Annotated in this window: 15 protein-coding genes; 7 read left to right on the top strand and 8 right to left on the bottom strand. The window is 62.8% G+C overall.

Translation table 11 applies throughout. The features are described 5' to 3' along the window. The first annotated feature begins 36 nt into the window (after positions 1-36). The 4 genes from FFI94_RS08685 to FFI94_RS08670 all read left to right on the top strand — a co-directional run bounded on the left by FFI94_RS08685 (position 37) and on the right by FFI94_RS08670 (position 4,300). Complete coding sequence (locus FFI94_RS08685) at positions 37-864, top strand: carbon-nitrogen hydrolase family protein (protein WP_138872610.1); 828 nt, start codon at positions 37-39, stop codon at positions 862-864. A gap of 55 nt (positions 865-919) precedes the next feature. Beyond that, positions 920-1,561 carry a phosphoribosyltransferase gene (locus FFI94_RS08680; RefSeq protein ID WP_138872609.1) on the top strand — a complete coding sequence of 214 codons (642 nt, stop codon included), beginning with the start codon at positions 920-922 and terminating at the stop codon, positions 1,559-1,561. Between the two features lie 114 nt (positions 1,562-1,675). After that, positions 1,676-2,374, top strand: a complete 699-nt coding sequence (locus FFI94_RS08675; protein WP_138872608.1) for a heme peroxidase — start codon at positions 1,676-1,678, stop codon at positions 2,372-2,374. Between the two features lie 138 nt (positions 2,375-2,512). Continuing rightward, positions 2,513-4,300 carry a long-chain fatty acid--CoA ligase gene (locus tag FFI94_RS08670; RefSeq protein ID WP_138872607.1) on the top strand — a complete coding sequence of 596 codons (1,788 nt, stop codon included), beginning with the start codon at positions 2,513-2,515 and terminating at the stop codon, positions 4,298-4,300. A 74-nt stretch (positions 4,301-4,374) separates the two neighbouring features. Here FFI94_RS08670 and FFI94_RS08665 read toward each other — a convergent pair whose 3' ends face one another. Next, the gene (locus FFI94_RS08665; protein WP_138872606.1) at positions 4,375-5,745 is read right to left on the bottom strand and encodes an FAD-binding oxidoreductase; all 1,371 of its coding nucleotides are present in this window, start codon (positions 5,743-5,745) and stop codon (positions 4,375-4,377) included. Continuing rightward, positions 5,742-6,443 (bottom strand): FadR/GntR family transcriptional regulator, encoded by a 702-nt coding sequence (locus tag FFI94_RS08660; protein WP_138872605.1) that lies wholly within the window; start codon positions 6,441-6,443, stop codon positions 5,742-5,744. Before FFI94_RS08660 ends, FFI94_RS08665 begins: the two co-directional genes overlap by 4 nt. Before the next feature lie 105 nt (positions 6,444-6,548). Here FFI94_RS08660 and FFI94_RS08655 point away from each other — a divergent pair, with 105 nt between their 5' ends. Beyond that, the gene (locus FFI94_RS08655) at positions 6,549-7,166 is read left to right on the top strand and encodes a cysteine hydrolase family protein (RefSeq protein WP_138872604.1); all 618 of its coding nucleotides are present in this window, start codon (positions 6,549-6,551) and stop codon (positions 7,164-7,166) included. Positions 7,167-7,183: 17 nt separating this feature from the next. On the opposite strand, the gene FFI94_RS08650 is transcribed toward FFI94_RS08655, so the two are convergent. Beyond that, positions 7,184-7,825 carry an alpha/beta hydrolase gene (locus FFI94_RS08650; RefSeq protein WP_138873682.1) on the bottom strand — a complete coding sequence of 214 codons (642 nt, stop codon included), beginning with the start codon at positions 7,823-7,825 and terminating at the stop codon, positions 7,184-7,186. A 94-nt stretch (positions 7,826-7,919) separates the two neighbouring features. Between FFI94_RS08650 and FFI94_RS08645 the strand changes: the two genes are divergently transcribed. Continuing rightward, positions 7,920-11,363, top strand: coding sequence for a bifunctional RecB family nuclease/DEAD/DEAH box helicase (locus FFI94_RS08645; RefSeq protein ID WP_138872603.1), 3,444 nt, complete (start codon positions 7,920-7,922; stop codon positions 11,361-11,363). On the opposite strand, the gene FFI94_RS08640 is transcribed toward FFI94_RS08645, so the two are convergent. Then, positions 11,360-12,535, bottom strand: a complete 1,176-nt coding sequence (locus tag FFI94_RS08640; RefSeq protein ID WP_138872602.1) for an amino acid deaminase/aldolase — start codon at positions 12,533-12,535, stop codon at positions 11,360-11,362. The genes FFI94_RS08645 and FFI94_RS08640 overlap by 4 nt on opposite strands. A gap of 66 nt (positions 12,536-12,601) precedes the next feature. Further along, a complete protein-coding gene (locus FFI94_RS08635; RefSeq protein WP_138872601.1) occupies positions 12,602-13,249 on the bottom strand; it encodes a TetR/AcrR family transcriptional regulator in 648 nt (215 codons plus the stop codon). Between the two features lie 78 nt (positions 13,250-13,327). Here FFI94_RS08635 and FFI94_RS08630 point away from each other — a divergent pair, with 78 nt between their 5' ends. Next, positions 13,328-14,641 (top strand): D-arabinono-1,4-lactone oxidase, encoded by a 1,314-nt coding sequence (locus FFI94_RS08630; RefSeq protein WP_138872600.1) that lies wholly within the window; start codon positions 13,328-13,330, stop codon positions 14,639-14,641. Positions 14,642-14,651: 10 nt separating this feature from the next. On the opposite strand, the gene FFI94_RS08625 is transcribed toward FFI94_RS08630, so the two are convergent. The 3 genes from FFI94_RS08625 to FFI94_RS08615 are packed head-to-tail and all read right to left on the bottom strand — an operon-like array spanning position 14,652 to position 17,616. Next, positions 14,652-15,614 (bottom strand): adenosine deaminase, encoded by a 963-nt coding sequence (locus FFI94_RS08625; protein ID WP_138872599.1) that lies wholly within the window; start codon positions 15,612-15,614, stop codon positions 14,652-14,654. A gap of 6 nt (positions 15,615-15,620) precedes the next feature. Then, positions 15,621-16,382: a crotonase/enoyl-CoA hydratase family protein gene (locus FFI94_RS08620; RefSeq protein ID WP_138872598.1), complete on the bottom strand. Its 762-nt coding sequence runs from the start codon at positions 16,380-16,382 to the stop codon at positions 15,621-15,623. Positions 16,383-16,422: 40 nt separating this feature from the next. After that, the gene (locus FFI94_RS08615; RefSeq protein WP_138872597.1) at positions 16,423-17,616 is read right to left on the bottom strand and encodes a class I adenylate-forming enzyme family protein; all 1,194 of its coding nucleotides are present in this window, start codon (positions 17,614-17,616) and stop codon (positions 16,423-16,425) included. Positions 17,617-17,629 lie beyond the last annotated feature (13 nt).

The following is a 17,629-nucleotide window of genomic DNA, read 5'->3' as shown; positions in this document are numbered from 1 at the left end:
CCGCGTTCACCGGGCGTTTCGCCTAGCGTAAGAAGCATGACTGAAGACACCGCCAACAGCCCCACTCGGACCGTCGTTGCCGTTGCACAGTTCGCCCCTGACATGAACAAGGAGGCGAACCTGAAGTCGCTGCGCACCCTGGCGGCCGACGCCGCAGGTCAGGGTGCAAAAGTGCTGGTCGCCCCTGAATACTCGATGTTCACTCCGCCGCGCAGCGACGAGCGTCTGATCGAGTCGGCCGAAGACCTCGGCGGCGACTTCGGAATCGGGCTGGCCGCCATTGCCGCGGAGTTCGGGATCTTCGTCGTCGCCGGCATGAACGAGCGCCTGCCCAACGTGAGCAGAATCTCCAATACGCTGGTGGTAATGGACCCGCGCGGTGAACTGGTTGCCACCTATCGCAAACTTCATCTCTACGACGCGTTCGGATATCTCGAATCCGCAGTGATCGCACCCGGCGAGATCGAAGAACCCCAGACCTTCCGGTGCGACGGCTTCACCTTCGGCCTCCAGACCTGCTACGACCTCCGATTCCCCGAAGTCACCCGAAGGATCGTCGACGCCGGTGCAGACGTACTGCTCCTGCCGGCGCAGTGGGTACCAGGCCCTTTGAAGGAAGACCACTGGACGACGCTGATCCGCGCCCGTGCGATCGAGAACACCATGTACATCGCCGCGGCAGATCAAAGCGCGCGCGGCGGCGCCGGCGCCAGCATGATCGTCGACCCCATGGGTGTCGTGCTGTGCTCTCTCGGCGAGCAGGTCGGCGTGGCGACCGCACAGGTCAGTAGAAGCCGAATCGACGAGGTCCGCGAAAAGAATCCCGCACTTTCGTTGCGGCGGTTCACAGTTACCGAACGGTGACGGGAGAACCGAGTAGCGTCAGAAGCATCGAGGTCGAACCTCAATCAGGACAGCTATGGCACAGTACCGAGACCGATTTGCCGCAGGCCGGGCCCTTGCCGCGATGTTTGCCCGGTCACTGGACTCTGCGCGACTCCACGACCCCGTCGTTCTCGGACTGCCGCGCGGCGGCGTCCCCGTCGCGGTCGAGGTCGCGTCGGCACTGGATGCACCGCTCGACATCCTCGTGGTGCGCAAACTCGGTTCCCCCCGAAATCCCGAACTGGCTCTCGGCGCCATCGGCGAAGGTGACACCCGGGTGCTCAACCACGACGTGATTGCCGCCGAGCGCGTATCACCACAGGCGCTGGCCCGGGTGGAAGAGTCCGAGCGAGCAGAACTCGAGCGTCGCGCACACCTCCTCCGTGCCGGGCGCCCGGCAGTGCCGCTCAGCGGGCGAACGGCCGTCATCGTCGACGACGGGATGGCGACGGGAGCGAGTGCCGCTGTTGCGTCGGTATGTGCCCGCGCGCAGGGTGCAACGGGAGTGGTCGTTGCCGTCCCCGTCGCGTCACCCGAATCGATCCGCCTACTTGCCGATTCCGCCGACCGCGTCGTATGTCCCTTCGTTCCGGCGATACTCGGCGGGGTCGGCGCCGCCTTCGACGACTTCCATCAACTGACCGACGCCGAGGTCGTTGACCTGCTCAAAAGCTGAGCTTTTCGACATTTCAGAAAAACTTTGTGATGTGTGCAACATTTTGCGCCCCGGTGCCGATAGCCCGGGTGGAGCAGAAACGACACAAGTGCTGAAGTTTTTCTGGAGGACATCGTGAGCATCTCGACCGATACCGTCGACGTAGTCGCAGCAGCTTGCCGCGACCGACTGGGTGACCCTTCCGCCTGGGTGGCTTCGGACGCCTATCGCGCGAGCCTGGCCCTGTGCATCATCGAATCCGTGCAGTCCAGTTGTGGGCACAGTGAAGTTGCCGTCGTCGACAGATACCTCGCCTACCGCCAAGCACGGGAAACCTCGCCCGTGACCGACGGCGCACGTGAACTCCTCCGCACCTTCGAGGAAGCAGGCAGTTCCGACCAATGGGCAGGCAAGATCGGCTCGTACAAGCGCCGCTACACCGCAACCGGCGTTCCGATCGAGGCGCAGCACATCCAGCAGGTCGCCGAACGCCTGCATCGCCTACACATCAACTCCGTCGAAGATCTGCTCGCCGCGGCCGATTCCGATCATGCGCTCGACGCCGTCCGGGAAGCCTGGACAGAAGCGTGCGGCGACGACGCCGAAGTCACGTGGGCGCATCTGCTGATGCTGGCGGGTATCCCCCATACCGATCTGGGCACCGCCGCCGACACGTTCATCAGCACGACACTCGGCACGACGCAGCCCCCGACGGACGCGGCCGAGATCCTGGCAGCAACCGCCGAGCAACTCGGCGTGGATTCAGACAGACTGGACTACGCAATCAGGCGCTGGCTGTCGATCCACGGGCGGTCTTTGCAGAGCGCAGCATAAGTAACCCGCTACGTTCGGTAACACCAATTCCCAGGTCGGGACTCAATTGGATCTACCGAATAGTAACGACAGTGCAAAATAACGACTAATGTGATGCAATGCACATCGTAGTTATCGGTTGTCACTGGAGGGGTCAAAGTGCGTGAGTTTTCAGTTCCACAGACATTCACAATTCCGGAGAACGCATCTATGGCGGATTCCGTGTTCCGGCACGCCAGCGAAGACCCCACATTCGTACCGTTCCAGCGCCTCGTCAACGGCGCCTGGGTCGACGTCACGGCAGCCGAATTCGCCAAGCAGGTCTCGGCCGTAGCCAAGGGCCTGATTGCCTCCGGAGTCGGGCTCGGCGACCGCGTCGCTATCCTCTCGGCAACTCGTTACGAGTGGGTTGTCACGGACTACGCGATCTGGACTGCCGGCGGCTGCACCGTCGCGATTTACGAAACCTCGTCCCCGGATCAGGCGCAGTGGATCCTCGAAGATTCCGCGACGTCGTTGCTTCTCGTCGAGACTGCCGATCACGCGTCGAAGATCAAGGAAGTCACCGAGGCCGCCCCGGCGCTTCGTGAGGTCCTCGTCATCGAATCGGGCGCTCTCGAAGACCTGACGAGTCGCGGCGCCGCAATCACCGACGAAGAACTCGACACCCGTCGCCACCAGGTCACAGCAGCATCGCCCGCGACATTGATCTACACCTCCGGCACCACCGGTCGCCCCAAGGGCGTCCAGTTGACGCACTCCAACTTCTACGCGGAGTCCGCAGCGTGCCGCTTGGCCATGCCGGAATCCATGGTTCCAGGCAAGAAGACTTTGATGTTCCTGCCACTTGCTCACGTCTTCGCGCGGGCAATCTCCTTCGGCGCCTTCGACTCCAAGGTGACCGTCGGCCACACATCGGACCTCACGACACTCCTCGAGCAGTTTGCCGTGTTCAAGCCGACCTTCATCCTCTCGGTTCCGCGAGTATTCGAGAAGGTCTACAACTCGGCACGCCAGAAGGCAGTCGACGGCGGCAAGGGCAGCATCTTCGACAAGGCAGCGGCCACAGCCATCGAGTACAGCGAAGCCCTCGAAAAGAACGGCCCCGGAATCGCGCTCAAGCTCAAGCACGCTGTCTTCGACAAACTTGTGTACTCGAAGCTGCGTGCTGCTCTCGGCGGCGACTGCGAACGCGCAGTATCCGGCGGCGCGGCGCTCGGAGCGCGTCTGGGTCACTTCTTCCGTGGCGTCGGCATCCCGATCTACGAGGGCTACGGACTCACCGAGACCAGTGCCGCCATCACGGTCAACACCTCGGCCGCGCAACGCGTCGGCACGGTGGGCAAGCCGATCAACGGTCATGCCGCTCGCATCGCAGACGACGGAGAACTCCTGGTGCAGGGACCGGTGGTCTTTGCCGGGTACTGGCACAACGACAAGGCCACCGAAGAGTCCATCATCGACGGCTGGTTCCACACCGGCGACCTCGGATCGATCGACAACGAAGGCTACGTCTCGATCACCGGACGCAAGAAGGAAATCATCGTCACCGCAGGCGGAAAGAACGTCGCTCCGGCCGGTCTCGAGGATTCACTCCGCGCGCACGCCCTGATCAGCCAGTGCCTCGTGGTCGGTGACGGTCAACCGTTCATCGGCGCGCTGATCACACTCGACCTCGAAACCCTGCCCGGTTGGGTCGAGCGCAACGGACTGCCTGCCGGAAGTCCCATCGGCGATCTGATCAAGAATGCCGATCTCATCGCCGAAATCGACTCAGCGGTCGCGGACGCGAACAAGAAGGTCTCGAACCCCGAGCAGATCAAGAAGTACACGATCCTCGAGGTCGACTTCACCCAGGAAACCGGTGAACTGACCCCGACGCTCAAGCTCAAGCGCAACATCATTCACGAAGCACACAAGGGCGCGATCACCGATCTGTACGCCTGACATCTCGGTAAGCCTGTGGCCCGGTTCGGCAATGATCACATCGTTGCCGTACCGGGCCACATCGCTGCGCTAGGTCAGATTCCGCGCCCCGGGTTGAGAATGTTCTTCGGATCGAACGCAGCTTTCACCGCGAGCATCAACTCACGTTCAACCGGACCGATCATGTCGGACATGTACGGCGCCTTGAGAACTCCGATGCCGTGCTCACCGCTGATCGTGCCGTCCAGCGCGAGGGCCGCGTGCACGATGTCGTCGAAGGCCCCACGGGCACGATCCTGCGCGCCCACTTCGGCGGCGTCGAACACGATGGTGGGATGGAGATTTCCGTCTGCGGCATGACCGAAGGTTCCGATGGTGACCGAATGCCGCTCGGCAGCTTCCTGAATACGTTGGAGCATGTGCGGCAAGGCAGGCACCGGTACGGCGACGTCGTCGAGCAACACGGTTCCCATCGCCTCTAGCGCCGGCAACGCCATGCGCCGCGCAGCGGTGAACGCGTCACCTTCCTCGGGATCGTCGGTGTGGAACACCTCGGTTGCACCGACCCGCGTGCAGGCCGCCGCGCAGTCTGCCGCTTCCTGCGCGGCAGACCTGCCGTCGCACTGAATGAGAAGCATCGCCCCCGCAGATTCGTCGAGACCCATTCTCGTGAAGCGGTTTACAGCGTCGATGGTCACTGCGTCCATCAACTCCATCTGGCACGGTTCGGCAACTGCGGCGACGGCCAGGACCGCCTCGATCGCTTTGTCCGCCGAGTCGAAGAACGCAACAACCGTGGTTGCAGCGGTGGGTGCGGTCCGCAACCGCATCGTGGCTTCGACGATGACGCCAAGCGTCCCCTCGGAACCGACCAGGAGATGGGTCAGGTCCAGCCCCGCCACATTCTTGCGAGTTTTTGCTCCGGTGCGGATCACGCGGCCGTCTGCGAGCACTGCGGTGAGCGCCGCGACATGATCACCGGTGACCCCGTATTTTGCGCAACAGATACCACCGGCATTGGTGGCCAGATTACCGCCGATGCTCGAGATTGCCCGGCTACCCGGATCCGGGACATACCAAAGCCCCTGTGCGCGAGCGGCATCCGCGAGGTCACCGTTGATCACACCCGGCTCCACCGTTGCCGTACGGGCCGCGGCATCGATCTCGAGAATGCGATTCATCCCCGCGACGCTGAGCACGATGCAACCGTCGAGCGCATTGGCGGCACCTGCCAAACCGGTTCCCGCGCCGCGGGTTACGACCGGGATGGAGAGTTCGTGGGCAACCGTCATCGTCGCGGCTACGTCGTCGACGGATGTTGCTTTGACCAGAGCCGCGGGAACCCCAGCGGTGGTCAGTAGCGATTGGTCCCGGGTATAGGCGCCCATCCGATCGGGATCCGTGGTCGCCTTCTCCCCCAGCACTTCCCGCAGCCGATCGCCCAGCATGTCCACCGTTGTCGTCATTTCGTGTGTCCTTCGTAGAAACCTCGCACATGCTTCTCGACAAGCTGCGCCGCAAAATCGGATTCACCGGCCGTTATCGCGTCGGCGATGGCTTCGTGCTCCGCGAGCAGAACACCGAGCGTGGCCGCCGAGTCCTCGATCGCCTCGAGTTCGCTCATCAGATAACCGGCAATACTCTCGCGCAGAACCGTCATCACCAACGCAAAGGCCCGGTTTCCACCGGCACCCGCCAAGGCGACGTGAAAGTCGACATCCGCGTCATGGAACGCGGACGCGTTGTTGTCTTCGGCGGCCCGACGCATCTCCTCGATGGCAACACGCGCGGCACCCGGAACCTCGTGGACACCCCGCAGGGCGGCAGCTTCGAGGAGAACCCGCAATTCGACCAGGTCCGGAAGCGGAACGGCGCCCACCTGCACAGCCGTGCTCAACGCAGTGGCTGCGGAATCGGCCGTGTTTTCGTGGGTGACCTTGGGGCGGGCCGTCGACACGGTATCGGCGCCGGTCACCAACCCTTGCGCCTGGAGTACACGCAGCGCTTCGCGGACAGTGGAGCGGCCCACCGAAAAAGTCTGCGCCAGTTCCTGTTCCGTTGGCAAGGACTCACCGACCGGCAAGGAACCGTCGAGAATCGCGTCGCGGAGCCGGCCCGACACCGCAAGGCTCAGCGGGATACGCGAGAGCGGAGTTGTGTCCATGCTGCCGACGCTACCTCTTGCCTGCTTGTCAGACAAACTGTTTAATAGAAGTGATTCGTGACCGGAACCACAACGACCCGAAACACACAACCAAAGGGTGTCGACATGACCGAAAAGCTCGAGTTGGATCCCGCAACCACCGCAGTCGTGCTCATCGAATACCAAAACGACTTCACCACCGAGGGCGGCGTCCTGCACGACGCCGTTGCCCCCGTTATGGAATCGACCGGACTCCTGGCAAACACCACGACGCTGGTCGAGGCTGCTCGCGCGGCCGGTGTCACAGTCATGCATGCGCCGATCACATTTGCCGAGGGTTACAACGAGATCACCTCGCACCCATACGGAATCCTCAAGGGAGTCGTGGACGGAAAGGCGTTCGTCAAAGGCACCTGGGGAGCGGCGATAGTCGACGAATTAACCCCGCAGGACGGCGACATTCTCGTCGAAGGCAAGCGCGGTCTCGACACTTTCGCGAGCACCAACCTCGATTTCATCTTGCGCAGCAAGGGAATCCGCACGATCATCCTCGGCGGATTTCTGACCAACTGCTGTGTCGAGTCCACCATGCGCACCGGTTACGAAAATGGTTACCGCGTCATCACTCTCACCGACTGCGTCGCGGGAACCTCAGTAGCGGAACATGAGAACGCCATCACTTACGACTACCCGATGTTCTCGCATCCCGTGACGTCCAAGGACGTGCTCGAGGCGCTCGCCTGACTCGACGACTGTGTGAATCAATGACTGTGCGCGAGAAGGAAATCACGGCTCACGGCGCTCACGCTGGCGTGAACCTTCTCGTGTAACAGGTCGTGGCCTGCGTCCTCGAATTCGCGCATCTCCACATTCGGCAGCGTCGACGCCCAGGTGCGCACCGGCTCGATCGGTGCCATCCGGTCGTCGACGCCGTGCACCACCAGGACCGGAATCCCGGAATCCGCCAAGTCCGTCCACCCGGCCTGGGCAACCGCGTTGCGCGGGATTCCGCACAAAACCGCCGACACAAAATGATGATCCTGATGCGTCAGCATCGACAACGCTGTCACGGCGCCGAGAGAATGCCCCATGACCGCCTGCGGGACACCGGGAAGCGCTTCACGGGCGATATCCGCCAACGTCGCGGCATCAGCGGCAAGATCCGACAACGGCGCACCCACCCCCGGCTCACCCTCGGACAGTCCGTGCCCAGTGTGGTCGATCGCCCAGACCTCCATACCGGAAGACGTCAGAGCGCCGGCAAATCGGTGGTACTGACCGCTGTGTTGCCCCAACCCGTGGAGGAACACCAGCGACATCACCGGAGTGTCGTCCCCGGAAGCAGGCCACCGCCGAAAATGGACCTGACCGCGTCGACCGTCAAAAAAGGGCATGGAGGACATTCTGCCCGGCTCGCGGTCTTTACGACGTGCCTTGAATCCCAACATGCTGTTTTGTCGGACATCTTTGTCAGACACTGCTGGCACAATCGCCCCTGTGTTCCTCCTCGATGATCAGATTATCTACAGCGCCAGTGACCTCTCGGCGGCCGCAACGTGCGAATTCGGCCTACTGCGGCGGCTCGACGCGCGGACCGGGCTGATCAAAACGGAGGGCGTCGACTCCGATCCGATGCTGGAGCGAACGTCCGCGCTCGGTCAGCACCACGAGCGTGAACAGTTGGAGCGGTTCATCGCCGAACACGGTGACGGTGTGGTTGTCATGGAACGGCCAGAGCACACCCGCGCCGGGCTCACCGAAGCGGCACTCGCCACGGTCGAGGCTCTGCGCTCCGGCGCCCCTGTCATCTACCAGGGAACGTTCTTCGACGGCCGGTTCCTGGGATTCTGCGATTTCCTGGTGCGCGAGGGTGATCGGTATGCGGTGTACGACAGCAAGCTGTCGCGGCACGCAAAGGTGTCGGCACTGCTGCAATTGGCCGCCTATGCGGACGCGCTGGGCCGCAACGCCATCGCCGCCTCCGATCAGGTACACCTGATGCTCGGCGACGGCAGCACGTCGTCTCATGACATCGGTGACATCGCGCCGGTGTTCTCGGCAAGCCGAGCCAAGCTCGAGCAGGTTCTCGACGAACATCACGCCGAGGGAACACCCGCGCAGTGGCTCGACGGCCGATACCTGCGCTGCGGACGGTGCGATACGTGCAGCGTGGAAGTCGAGAACCACCGAGATCTGCTCCTGGTGGCTGGTCTCCGGGGTAATCAGCGTCTGCAGTTGATTGCCGCCGGCATCGGTTCGATCGATCAGTTGGCCGTCAGCACCGGAACCGTCGACGGTATCCGCCGCGACACTCTGGAGAAGTTGCGCGCGCAGGCCGCGCTGCAGTTGCGCCAGGAACAATCCGGCGAAGCCGAGTTCCATATCTACAAACCGTCCGTACTCGGGGGGCTGCCGGTTCCGGACGACGGAGACATCTTCTTCGACTTCGAAGGTGATCCTCTGTGGGCGGAGGACGGTTCCACAGACTGGGGGCTCGAGTACCTGTTCGGCGTCGTCGAAGGTCCGGCGGAGAACTACGTGTTCAAGCCGTTCTGGGCGCATGACCGCGCCGGTGAACGCCAGGCGCTCGTCGACTTTCTCGACTACGTGACCGCGCGGCGCGAGGCTCATCCGGGGATGCACGTCTATCACTACGCGGCCTACGAGAAGTCCGCGCTCTTGCGACTCGCCGCGCGCCACGGAGTGGGCGAGCAGGTCGTGGACACGCTGCTCCGCGAGAACGTGCTCGTGGATCTGTATCCGCTGGTTCGCTCGGCACTGCGGATCGGGGCCCGCTCGTACAGCATCAAGAAACTCGAACCGTTGTACATGGGAGAACACGGCCGCGACGGTGATGTCGTCAACGCCGCCGCGTCCGTGGTTGCGTACTCCGACTACTGCGAACTACGCGAGCGCGGCAAAGACGACGAGGCCCGTGAACTGCTGCAAGGCATTTCCGATTACAACGAGTACGACTGCGAATCGACACTCCGACTGCGCAACTGGTTGGTCGATCGCGCGATCGAACACGACATCACCCTGCGTCAGCCGACGGGGCAGATCGCACTGCCGGTGGAAGATCTCACTGAAACCGAAATCGAACTACGCGAATTCGCCGGGCACAAAGCCGGTTCGACGCGTACCGCCGAGCAACATGCCGCAGCCCTCCTCGCGGCAGCCGTCGGGTACCACAGCCGAGAGAAGAAGCCGCACTGGTGGGCGCACTTCGATCGCTTGTCGGCACCCATCGAAGATCTCCTCGACGTCCGTGACGTGATGGTGGTGGACGTGCCTGACATTCAAGCAGACTGGCACAAGAACACTGCCAGGCAGAAGCCGCGTCGGCACATCCAGTTGACCGGAACCCTGGGCACGGGCACAACATTGAGTCCCGGCACCGACATGTATGCGCTGTACGAGGTCCCCGCCCCCGACGCCGTTGCCGGCGACAATCCGGCGCAGCGAGGCACCAACGGGGTGAAGATCGTCTCGGTCGCGAAATCCGGAAATCTCGACGTTGTCACCATCGAGGAACTGCTGCGAGGTGACGAATTCTCCGAGACTCCCGTTGCCTTGGCTCCTGGACGCCCGATCCCGACGGTGCCGATGGAAAAGTCCATCGCTGCAGCGGCATCCGAAGCCTGCGACGGATTGCCCGGGTTGCCGCGCCGCGCCGCGGTCGACATTCTGCGTCGACTTGCGCCTCGAACCCTTTCCGACGAAGCGCTACCTCCGGTCGGCGAAGGCAACGACTACGCGTCCGCGATCACGGCTGCCGTTCTCGATCTGGACGACTCCTACGTTGCCGTCCAGGGCCCGCCCGGCACCGGTAAGACGTACACCGGGGCGCGAGTGGTCAAGGCTCTGGTGGAGCAGCACCAGTGGCGGATCGGTGTTGTTGCGCAATCACATTCGGTGGTGGAGAACATGCTGGGCGGCATCGTCAAAGCCGGCCTCGATCCGGCTCTGGTGGCGAAGAAGGGCAGCCGCAGCCGAACTGCGGAGTGGACCGACATCACGGCCCAGCAGTTCCCCCGCTTCCTGGCCGAGGCGCAGTCCACAGGGTGCGTGATCGGCGGCACTGCGTGGGATTTTGCCAACACCGATCGAGTGCCCCCTGGCAGCCTCGATCTCCTCGTCGTGGACGAAGCCGGCCAGTTTGCGCTGGCCAACACCATCGCCGTTGCCGTTTCCGCGCGGAATCTGCTGCTACTCGGCGATCCCCAACAACTGCCGCAGGTCAGTCAGGGAACTCATCCCGAACCTGTTGACGAGTCCGCGCTCGGTTGGCTCGCCGAGGGGCACGGCGCTCTACCACCGGAGTTGGGGTACTTCCTCGAAAAGACCTGGCGGATGCACCCGGACCTGTGCGCGCCGGTGTCGGCTCTGTCCTACGAGGGCAAGCTCCTGTCACAAGAGTCGGTAAGTGCCGCACGGAAACTCGACGGTCTTGCGGCGGGTGTGCACACGGTGTACGTCGACCATTCCGGCAACTCGACGTATTCACCCGAAGAGTCTGCCGTGATCGTCACGCAGATCCGCGAACTCCTCGGAACACCGTGGACCGATCCCAGCGAATTCGACGGCACCCGTCCCCTGACCGAGGCTGACATTCTGGTGGTCGCGCCATACAACGCTCAGGTGGGCACCATCGAGCGTGACCTCACCGAGGCTGGGTTCACCGACGTCGAGGTGGGCACCGTCGACAAGTTCCAGGGACGTGAGGCGGCAGTCGCGATCGTATCGATGGCGGCGTCCGCGGTCGAGGACGTTCCACGCGGAATGTCGTTTCTGCTCTCCCGCAACCGTCTCAATGTTGCTGTCTCACGCGGAAAATGGTGCGCCATCATCGTCCGGTCGTATGCACTGACGCAGTACATGCCGACTACTCCCGCTGGGTTGGTGGAACTCGGAGCCTTCATGCGCCTGACGGCCGGCTAGCCGAAGCACTGACCGTCGCCGCGATACGTGGGTACCGCGGTGGCGGTGCCGTCGGCATCAACCAGATGCACGTGATCGAACCGCTCACACAATTCACCGGCCTTCGCGTGACGGAACCACACGCGGTCACCGATCGCGATGTCGCCGGCAGCCCGTCCGGTGACCGGCGTCTGCACCTCTCCTGCGCCTTCGTTGCGGAGCAATGTCAGGCCCAGTGGACGCATCGGTTTCGGAACCCTCGCGGCGCCTGCCGGCCCGGAGGCGATGTACCCACCACCGAAGAGTGTGGTGACCTTCGGCGTCGGTTTACGAACCGCGGAGAGCGCAAAGAACAGAGCGGGGTCCGGACGGAAGGCGCGGTATCTGTCGAAGAGCGTCGGTACGTACAGTCCCGAACCCGCTGTTACTTCGGTGACCACCGAATCGGCAGAACTGACTTCGAGTGACCCGGTGCCACCACTGTTCACAATCTCGAGGGTGCCCACCGCATCAGTGACCGCAGAAACAACGGCCCCTCGCCGGTGCGACAACTCCCGGGCCGATGCCTTCTTTACCCAGCCGATCGGCGCGCTGGTGTCGGGCAACCCGGCGATCTGCGCTTCGTAGAACATGACCCCGACAACGGAGAATCCGCGTGACCGCGCACGCAAGGCCAGTGCGGCAACATCATTCGGTTCGCGAAGCGGCGAGCGTCGGACGCCCAAGTGTATCGGCCCGATCCGCAAGGATGCGTCCACGTCGAGGCACACCCGAATCGGCGCAGTTCCGGAGGCAGCGGATCTGATGACGTCGAGTTGAGCGTCGTCGTCGATCATGAGCGTGATCGACGCGATCGCAAGAGGATCGCCGGCGAGTTGGGCCAATGCTCCACGATCCACGGTGGGATATCCCATCAGGATGTCGCGGGCACCAAGACCGACCAACCACAATGCTTCGCGGAGTGAGTAGGCCATGATTCCGCGAAATCCACCCTGCTCGGTGAGCCCGCTGCCCAGAGTTTCCTCGAGCACGGCGCGGCACCGGACCGACTTACTCGCAACCCGCACCGGAGTTCCCCCGGCCCGGCGAACCAGATCGGCGGCATTGCTGCGCAGGGTCGTCAGGTCGAGAGCGGCCAGGGGCGGGTCGACATCAGCGGTAGCGGCAGTAAGTCGATCCAGTGTTGTTCTCACGTGTGTCCTATCTTCGGGGCGTTGCGGCTAAGTCAACACCCGAATTGGACGCATGTCCATGTCGGGTCAGTGCGGCGCCTCGATCGCCTTTCCGGCAATGACCTGAACCATTTCGCCGAATTCCGCAATGGTTGCGTCGGAGTCACGATCGACAAGCCAGCGCAGCACGAGCCCGTCGATCATCGCCAGACTCCATCGCGCCAACGCTTGCAAAGACTCGGTCCAGACAGTTCCGGAAATCTTGGCGCACTCTTCGAGAAAAGTGATGGCATGCTCGTCCATGATTCGGTACTGGTCGCTGGCGACGGCCCCCGCGCGCTCGGCACCGAGGTTACGACTGCGCAGAGCCTGAGCCGTGATCTCGTAGGTCAGCAACTGCCGATCAGGCGTCGCCTCGATAAGAGGCCACATTCCCGTCAAGCCAATGTGCAGCAATTCCTTCAGTCCTTGGATCCCCGTCAGATCAGGTGCGTGGCGGACCTGCCCGAAGGCATGCTGCAACGATTCACTGAGCTGAACGATCAGCGTCTCGCCCATCGCAGCGATGAGCTCCTCTTTGCTCTCGAAACAGTAATGAACCACGCCCAGCGATACGCCCGCCTCTTCGGCTACGGCACGAACCGTCACTGAACTCACGCCGCGCTGTTCGGCGATGGATATGGCAGATTCGATCAGTTGTGTGCGGCGCTCGTCCGCCGGAAGCCTGTTCAGCATCCCATGATCGTAGAACGGAGAGCGGAAAAACTAGGCGCAATGCTTGCTTGGACGAACGTCCAAGTACATGATTGTCGAATGGCTTCAGAAACTTGGCAGAACTGGGCAGGCACTCAACGCGCCTCACCGCGACAATTCGCAACCCCGAGAAACACTCGTGAGCTCGCCACACTTGTTGCCGAAGCCGCAACTCGCGGGTGGCGTGTCAAAGCAGTCGGGGCCGGTCATTCCTTTACCGGCGCTGCCGTCACCGACGGAGTTCTTGTCAGTCTCGACAACTTCTCCGGGATCGAATCGATCACGCCTACCGATGACGGGGCTCTAGTCACAGTCCTCGCCGGCACCCGCCTGCGTGCCCTCAACGAGGCGTTATGGGAACGCGGTTACGCGATGACCAACCTCGGCGACATCGACGCCCAATCCCTTGCCGGAGCCCTCGGTACCGGAACACACGGGACCGGCGCCGCATTCGGTGGACTGTCGACGCAGATTCACAGCCTCGAAATCGTGACAGCCGACGGCGCAATTGTCACCGCCTCCGCGGATCAAAATCCGGAACTGTTCGAAGCTGCCCGAATCGGCTTGGGCGCGATCGGCATCATCACCAAGTTCACGCTCTCGTGTTCACCTCGATTCACGTTGCACGCAGTTGAAAAACCCGACACGCTGTCCCACATCTTGGACACTATGGAAGACGAGTGCCGCGGCGTCGACCACTTCGAGTTCTACTGGTTCCCCCACACCGATCGAGTCCTCACCAAACGGAACACGCGTCTCCCCGGCGACACGCCGTTGAACCCTGTCGGCGCGATCCGAAGCTTCATCGAGGACGACTTCATGTCGAACACGCTCTTCGAGGGCGTCAACCGCATCGCCGCACGCGCGCCGGCCGCCATCCCCACTATCAACCAGATCTCGTCACGCCTGCTCGGCGCACGCGAATACACCGACCGCAGCTACCGGGTATTTGCATCGCCGCGCCGGGTGAAGTTCAAGGAAATGGAATACGCCGTCCCGGCGGAACACGTCAAAGATCTACTCCACGAGATCAACCAGTGGCTGGAGAGAACCCGAACCAACGTTGCGTTTCCCGTCGAGGTTCGCTTTGCCGCCGCCGACGACGTGTGGCTCTCCACCGCCAACGGCCGCGATACGGCGTACGTCGCGGTGCACCAATATCACCGCCGGTCCGAGACCGAGTACTTCGCCGCAGTCGAAGCGATGGCAAAAGCCGTCGACGGCCGGCCGCACTGGGGCAAGATGCACAACCGGTCCGTCGACGACTTACGCCCCACGTACGCAAAACTCGACAACTTCATCGCCGTCCGAGACAAGTACGACGCGGACCGCGTTTTCGACAACGACTACCTGCGCCAGGTTCTCGGCGAGTGAGTTCGCTTCTCTAACGCAGCAATTCCGCTTTCCGCGATTCACTGGCAAACGACGCCTTGATCGAATTGCGGGCCAACGTCTCACGTTCGGACTCGGTCAACCCGATTGCTCGACCGAGTTCGGCGAAGTTGTCGTCGACGTACCCGCCGAAGTATGCGGGATCGTCGGAATTGACTGTCACGACGAGCCCGAGGTCGAGCATCGTCCGCAACGGGTGATCCTCGAGCTTGTCGAACACGCGAAGACGAACATTCGACAACGGGCAGACCGTCAGCGGGATCTCCTCGTCCACCAGGCGCTCGACCAGCGCCGGGTCTTCGAGAGCGCGGACGCCGTGGTCGATGCGTTCTGCACCGAGGATGTCGAGCGCCTGCCAGATGTACTCCGGCGGGCCTTCCTCACCGGCATGGGCAACCACGTGAAGCCCCTCGGCGCGAGCCCGCGCGAACACGTCCTCGAAGAGCGACGGCGGGTTACCCACCTCTGCAGAATCGAGGCCCAGACCGACAATTGGGGCCTGCAACCGGATGATCTCCGAGAAGATCTCCTCGGCATCCCTGACCGGTTGATCACGCAGAATCGCGGCAATGGCGCTACTGCTGAGTCCGAACTCCCGCTCGCTGGATGCAACGGCATCCATGATTCCGTCGAGCACCTCGGTCAACGGAACACCCCGGACGACGTGCGCTTGCGGGTTGAAGAAGAACTCGGCGTGCGAGACACCTGCAGCGGCAGCACGACGGAAGTACGCCCGCGTGAGATCCGCAAAGTCCTCGGCTGTGCGCAGAACTGCCATGTTGGCAAAGTACAGATCGAGGAACGACTGCAGATCCGAGAACTCGTAGCGGGACTTCAGGTCTTCGATGTCCTTGTAGGGCAAGTCCATTCGATTTCGCTCGGCGAGGCGGTAGATCTGCTCGGGTTCGAGCGAACCCTCGATGTGCATGTGCAGTTCGGCAACTGGTGTAGCCATGTCGTGTTACCGACCCTTCCATACGGGCGCGCGCTTCTCGGCAAAAGCCGTCGCACCTTCTCGTGCATCCTCGGATCCGAAAACCGGTGCCAGCAACTGCAACTGGTTGGCAAAAGCCTCGTCGTCCGACCATCCAGCGGCCTTGACCATGATCTCCTTGGTGACCGCGACGGCCAGCGGACCGTTACGGCTGATGCGGTCAGCGAGAGCCAATGCACCCTCCAACGCCTGACCCGGTTCGGTCAGCGTGTTCACAAATCCGTACGAATGCGCTTCCTCCGCGGTGAAAGCATCACCGGTCAGGGCATATTCCAGGGCCTTCTGATACGGAATGCGCTTGGGCAGACGGAACAATCCGCCGGCGCCTGCGGCCAGACCGCGCTTGACCTCGGGGATTCCGAACTTGGCTTCGCGCGAGGCAACGACCAGATCCGTGGCCAGCACCAACTCGGTGCCGCCGGCCAACGCGTAGCCCTCGACCGCCGAAATGATCGGCTTGCGCGGCGGCCCTTCGGTGAAACCGAGTCCTCGCCCCGGGACCAGGACGTTCTCGCCGGTCACAAATGCCTTGAGATCCATCCCGGCACAGAAATTTCCGCCCGCGCCGGTCAGCACTGCCAATGACAGCTCGTCATCACCGTCGAGTTCTTCGACAGCAGCCGCCAATCCGTGACTGACCGCCGCGTTGATCGCGTTTCGTGCCTCGGGCCGGTTGATCGTGATGATCAGCGTCCGCCCGCGCCGCTCGGTGAGTACCTCGTCTGCCATCTGGCTCCCTCTCGTAGTCTTGACGACGCCGCGCACTCGCTCACGCGACGTTTCGTTCGACAATACGGACGAAGCCTTCCGCATCGATCTGCGCGGTGTCATGGGTGCAGAACCAGCCCTGCGTGAAACGAGACGACGTCACTTCCGGCGAATTCCAGTACCGGCGCGCGACACTCGGCCCCCGGCACCACAGTTCGCCGTATCCGCCCGGCGCGTCGGGTCCGTACAACGCGACTTCCATTCCGCCGAAAGCGATTCCCACACTCCCCAAATGTGTCGAAGCCGATTCGATCGGCAAGATCAGTCCCCCGCCACACGTCTCGGTCTTTCCCCAACCGATCACATGCTGCGCAGCCGGAAATGCCGCCAGTAGCTTCTCTTCCTCCTCCGCCGTGACCGGCGACCCACTGCAGTCCACCCACTTCACGGATCGTGAACCGGCCCGTGCCGCCGGGCCCACCGAAAGCAATCGTGGTTCGAGGAGATCCTCGGGGCGCCCGGTGACAATGTCGACGGTATGGGTGCACTCACGCCAAAAATCACCCGCAACGACGACGGTACCGCCGACCACCAACGTGGCGAGCACATGAACCAACTGCCGGACGGATCGAAAATCACTGTCAACCAGAAGATTTCGCACACCCTCGACGCCGTAGTCCCGCGAATGCAGTAACGCCTCGATAGTCGAGAGCACATTTTCGTTGCTCAATTCGACGCCCAGCATCGCACCGGACGGATCTGCGGTATACGCCAGAACCGCCAACTCGTCCGGCGCAGCACCGTCGTCGATGAACGGAACCCCGTGCGGCAGTTCCCCGTCGAGCACCAGCACCGACCCACTGTCCGCGATCACGGCGGAAACCTCCGCGTCGGCCCACTGCGCACCGAGGGACACCGGAACTCCACCGGCCAGGATGACGCCGAGGCACGCTTCCAGCCACCGAACACCGGCCGCAAACCGAATGGCCACCCGATCGCCGATCTCGATTCCCCGCGACTTCAACCCGCCGGCAACCCGAGACGATTCGGCCCACAGTTCGGCAAAGGTGATCTGCTCCCCATGCACCTCCTCGACCGCCGTTCGCCCGGCAAACCGGTGCACCGCAACATCGAGTAACTCCGACAGTGACGGCTCCAACTGCCGGTAGCGCAGCAGACCGTCCGTTGCCCGACTGACGCGTGTATCCGTGAGCAGCCCATTCGAACAGTGATACTCCACAAGCCTCGACCGCATCTGTACCTCCACA

Origin of the sequence: Rhodococcus sp. KBS0724, assembly GCF_005938745.2 — a bacterium.
GTDB lineage: Bacteria > Actinomycetota > Actinomycetes > Mycobacteriales > Mycobacteriaceae > Rhodococcus_F.
The sequence above is the reverse complement of the archived record's forward strand: the minus strand, read 5'-3'. Positions and strand labels throughout refer to the sequence as shown.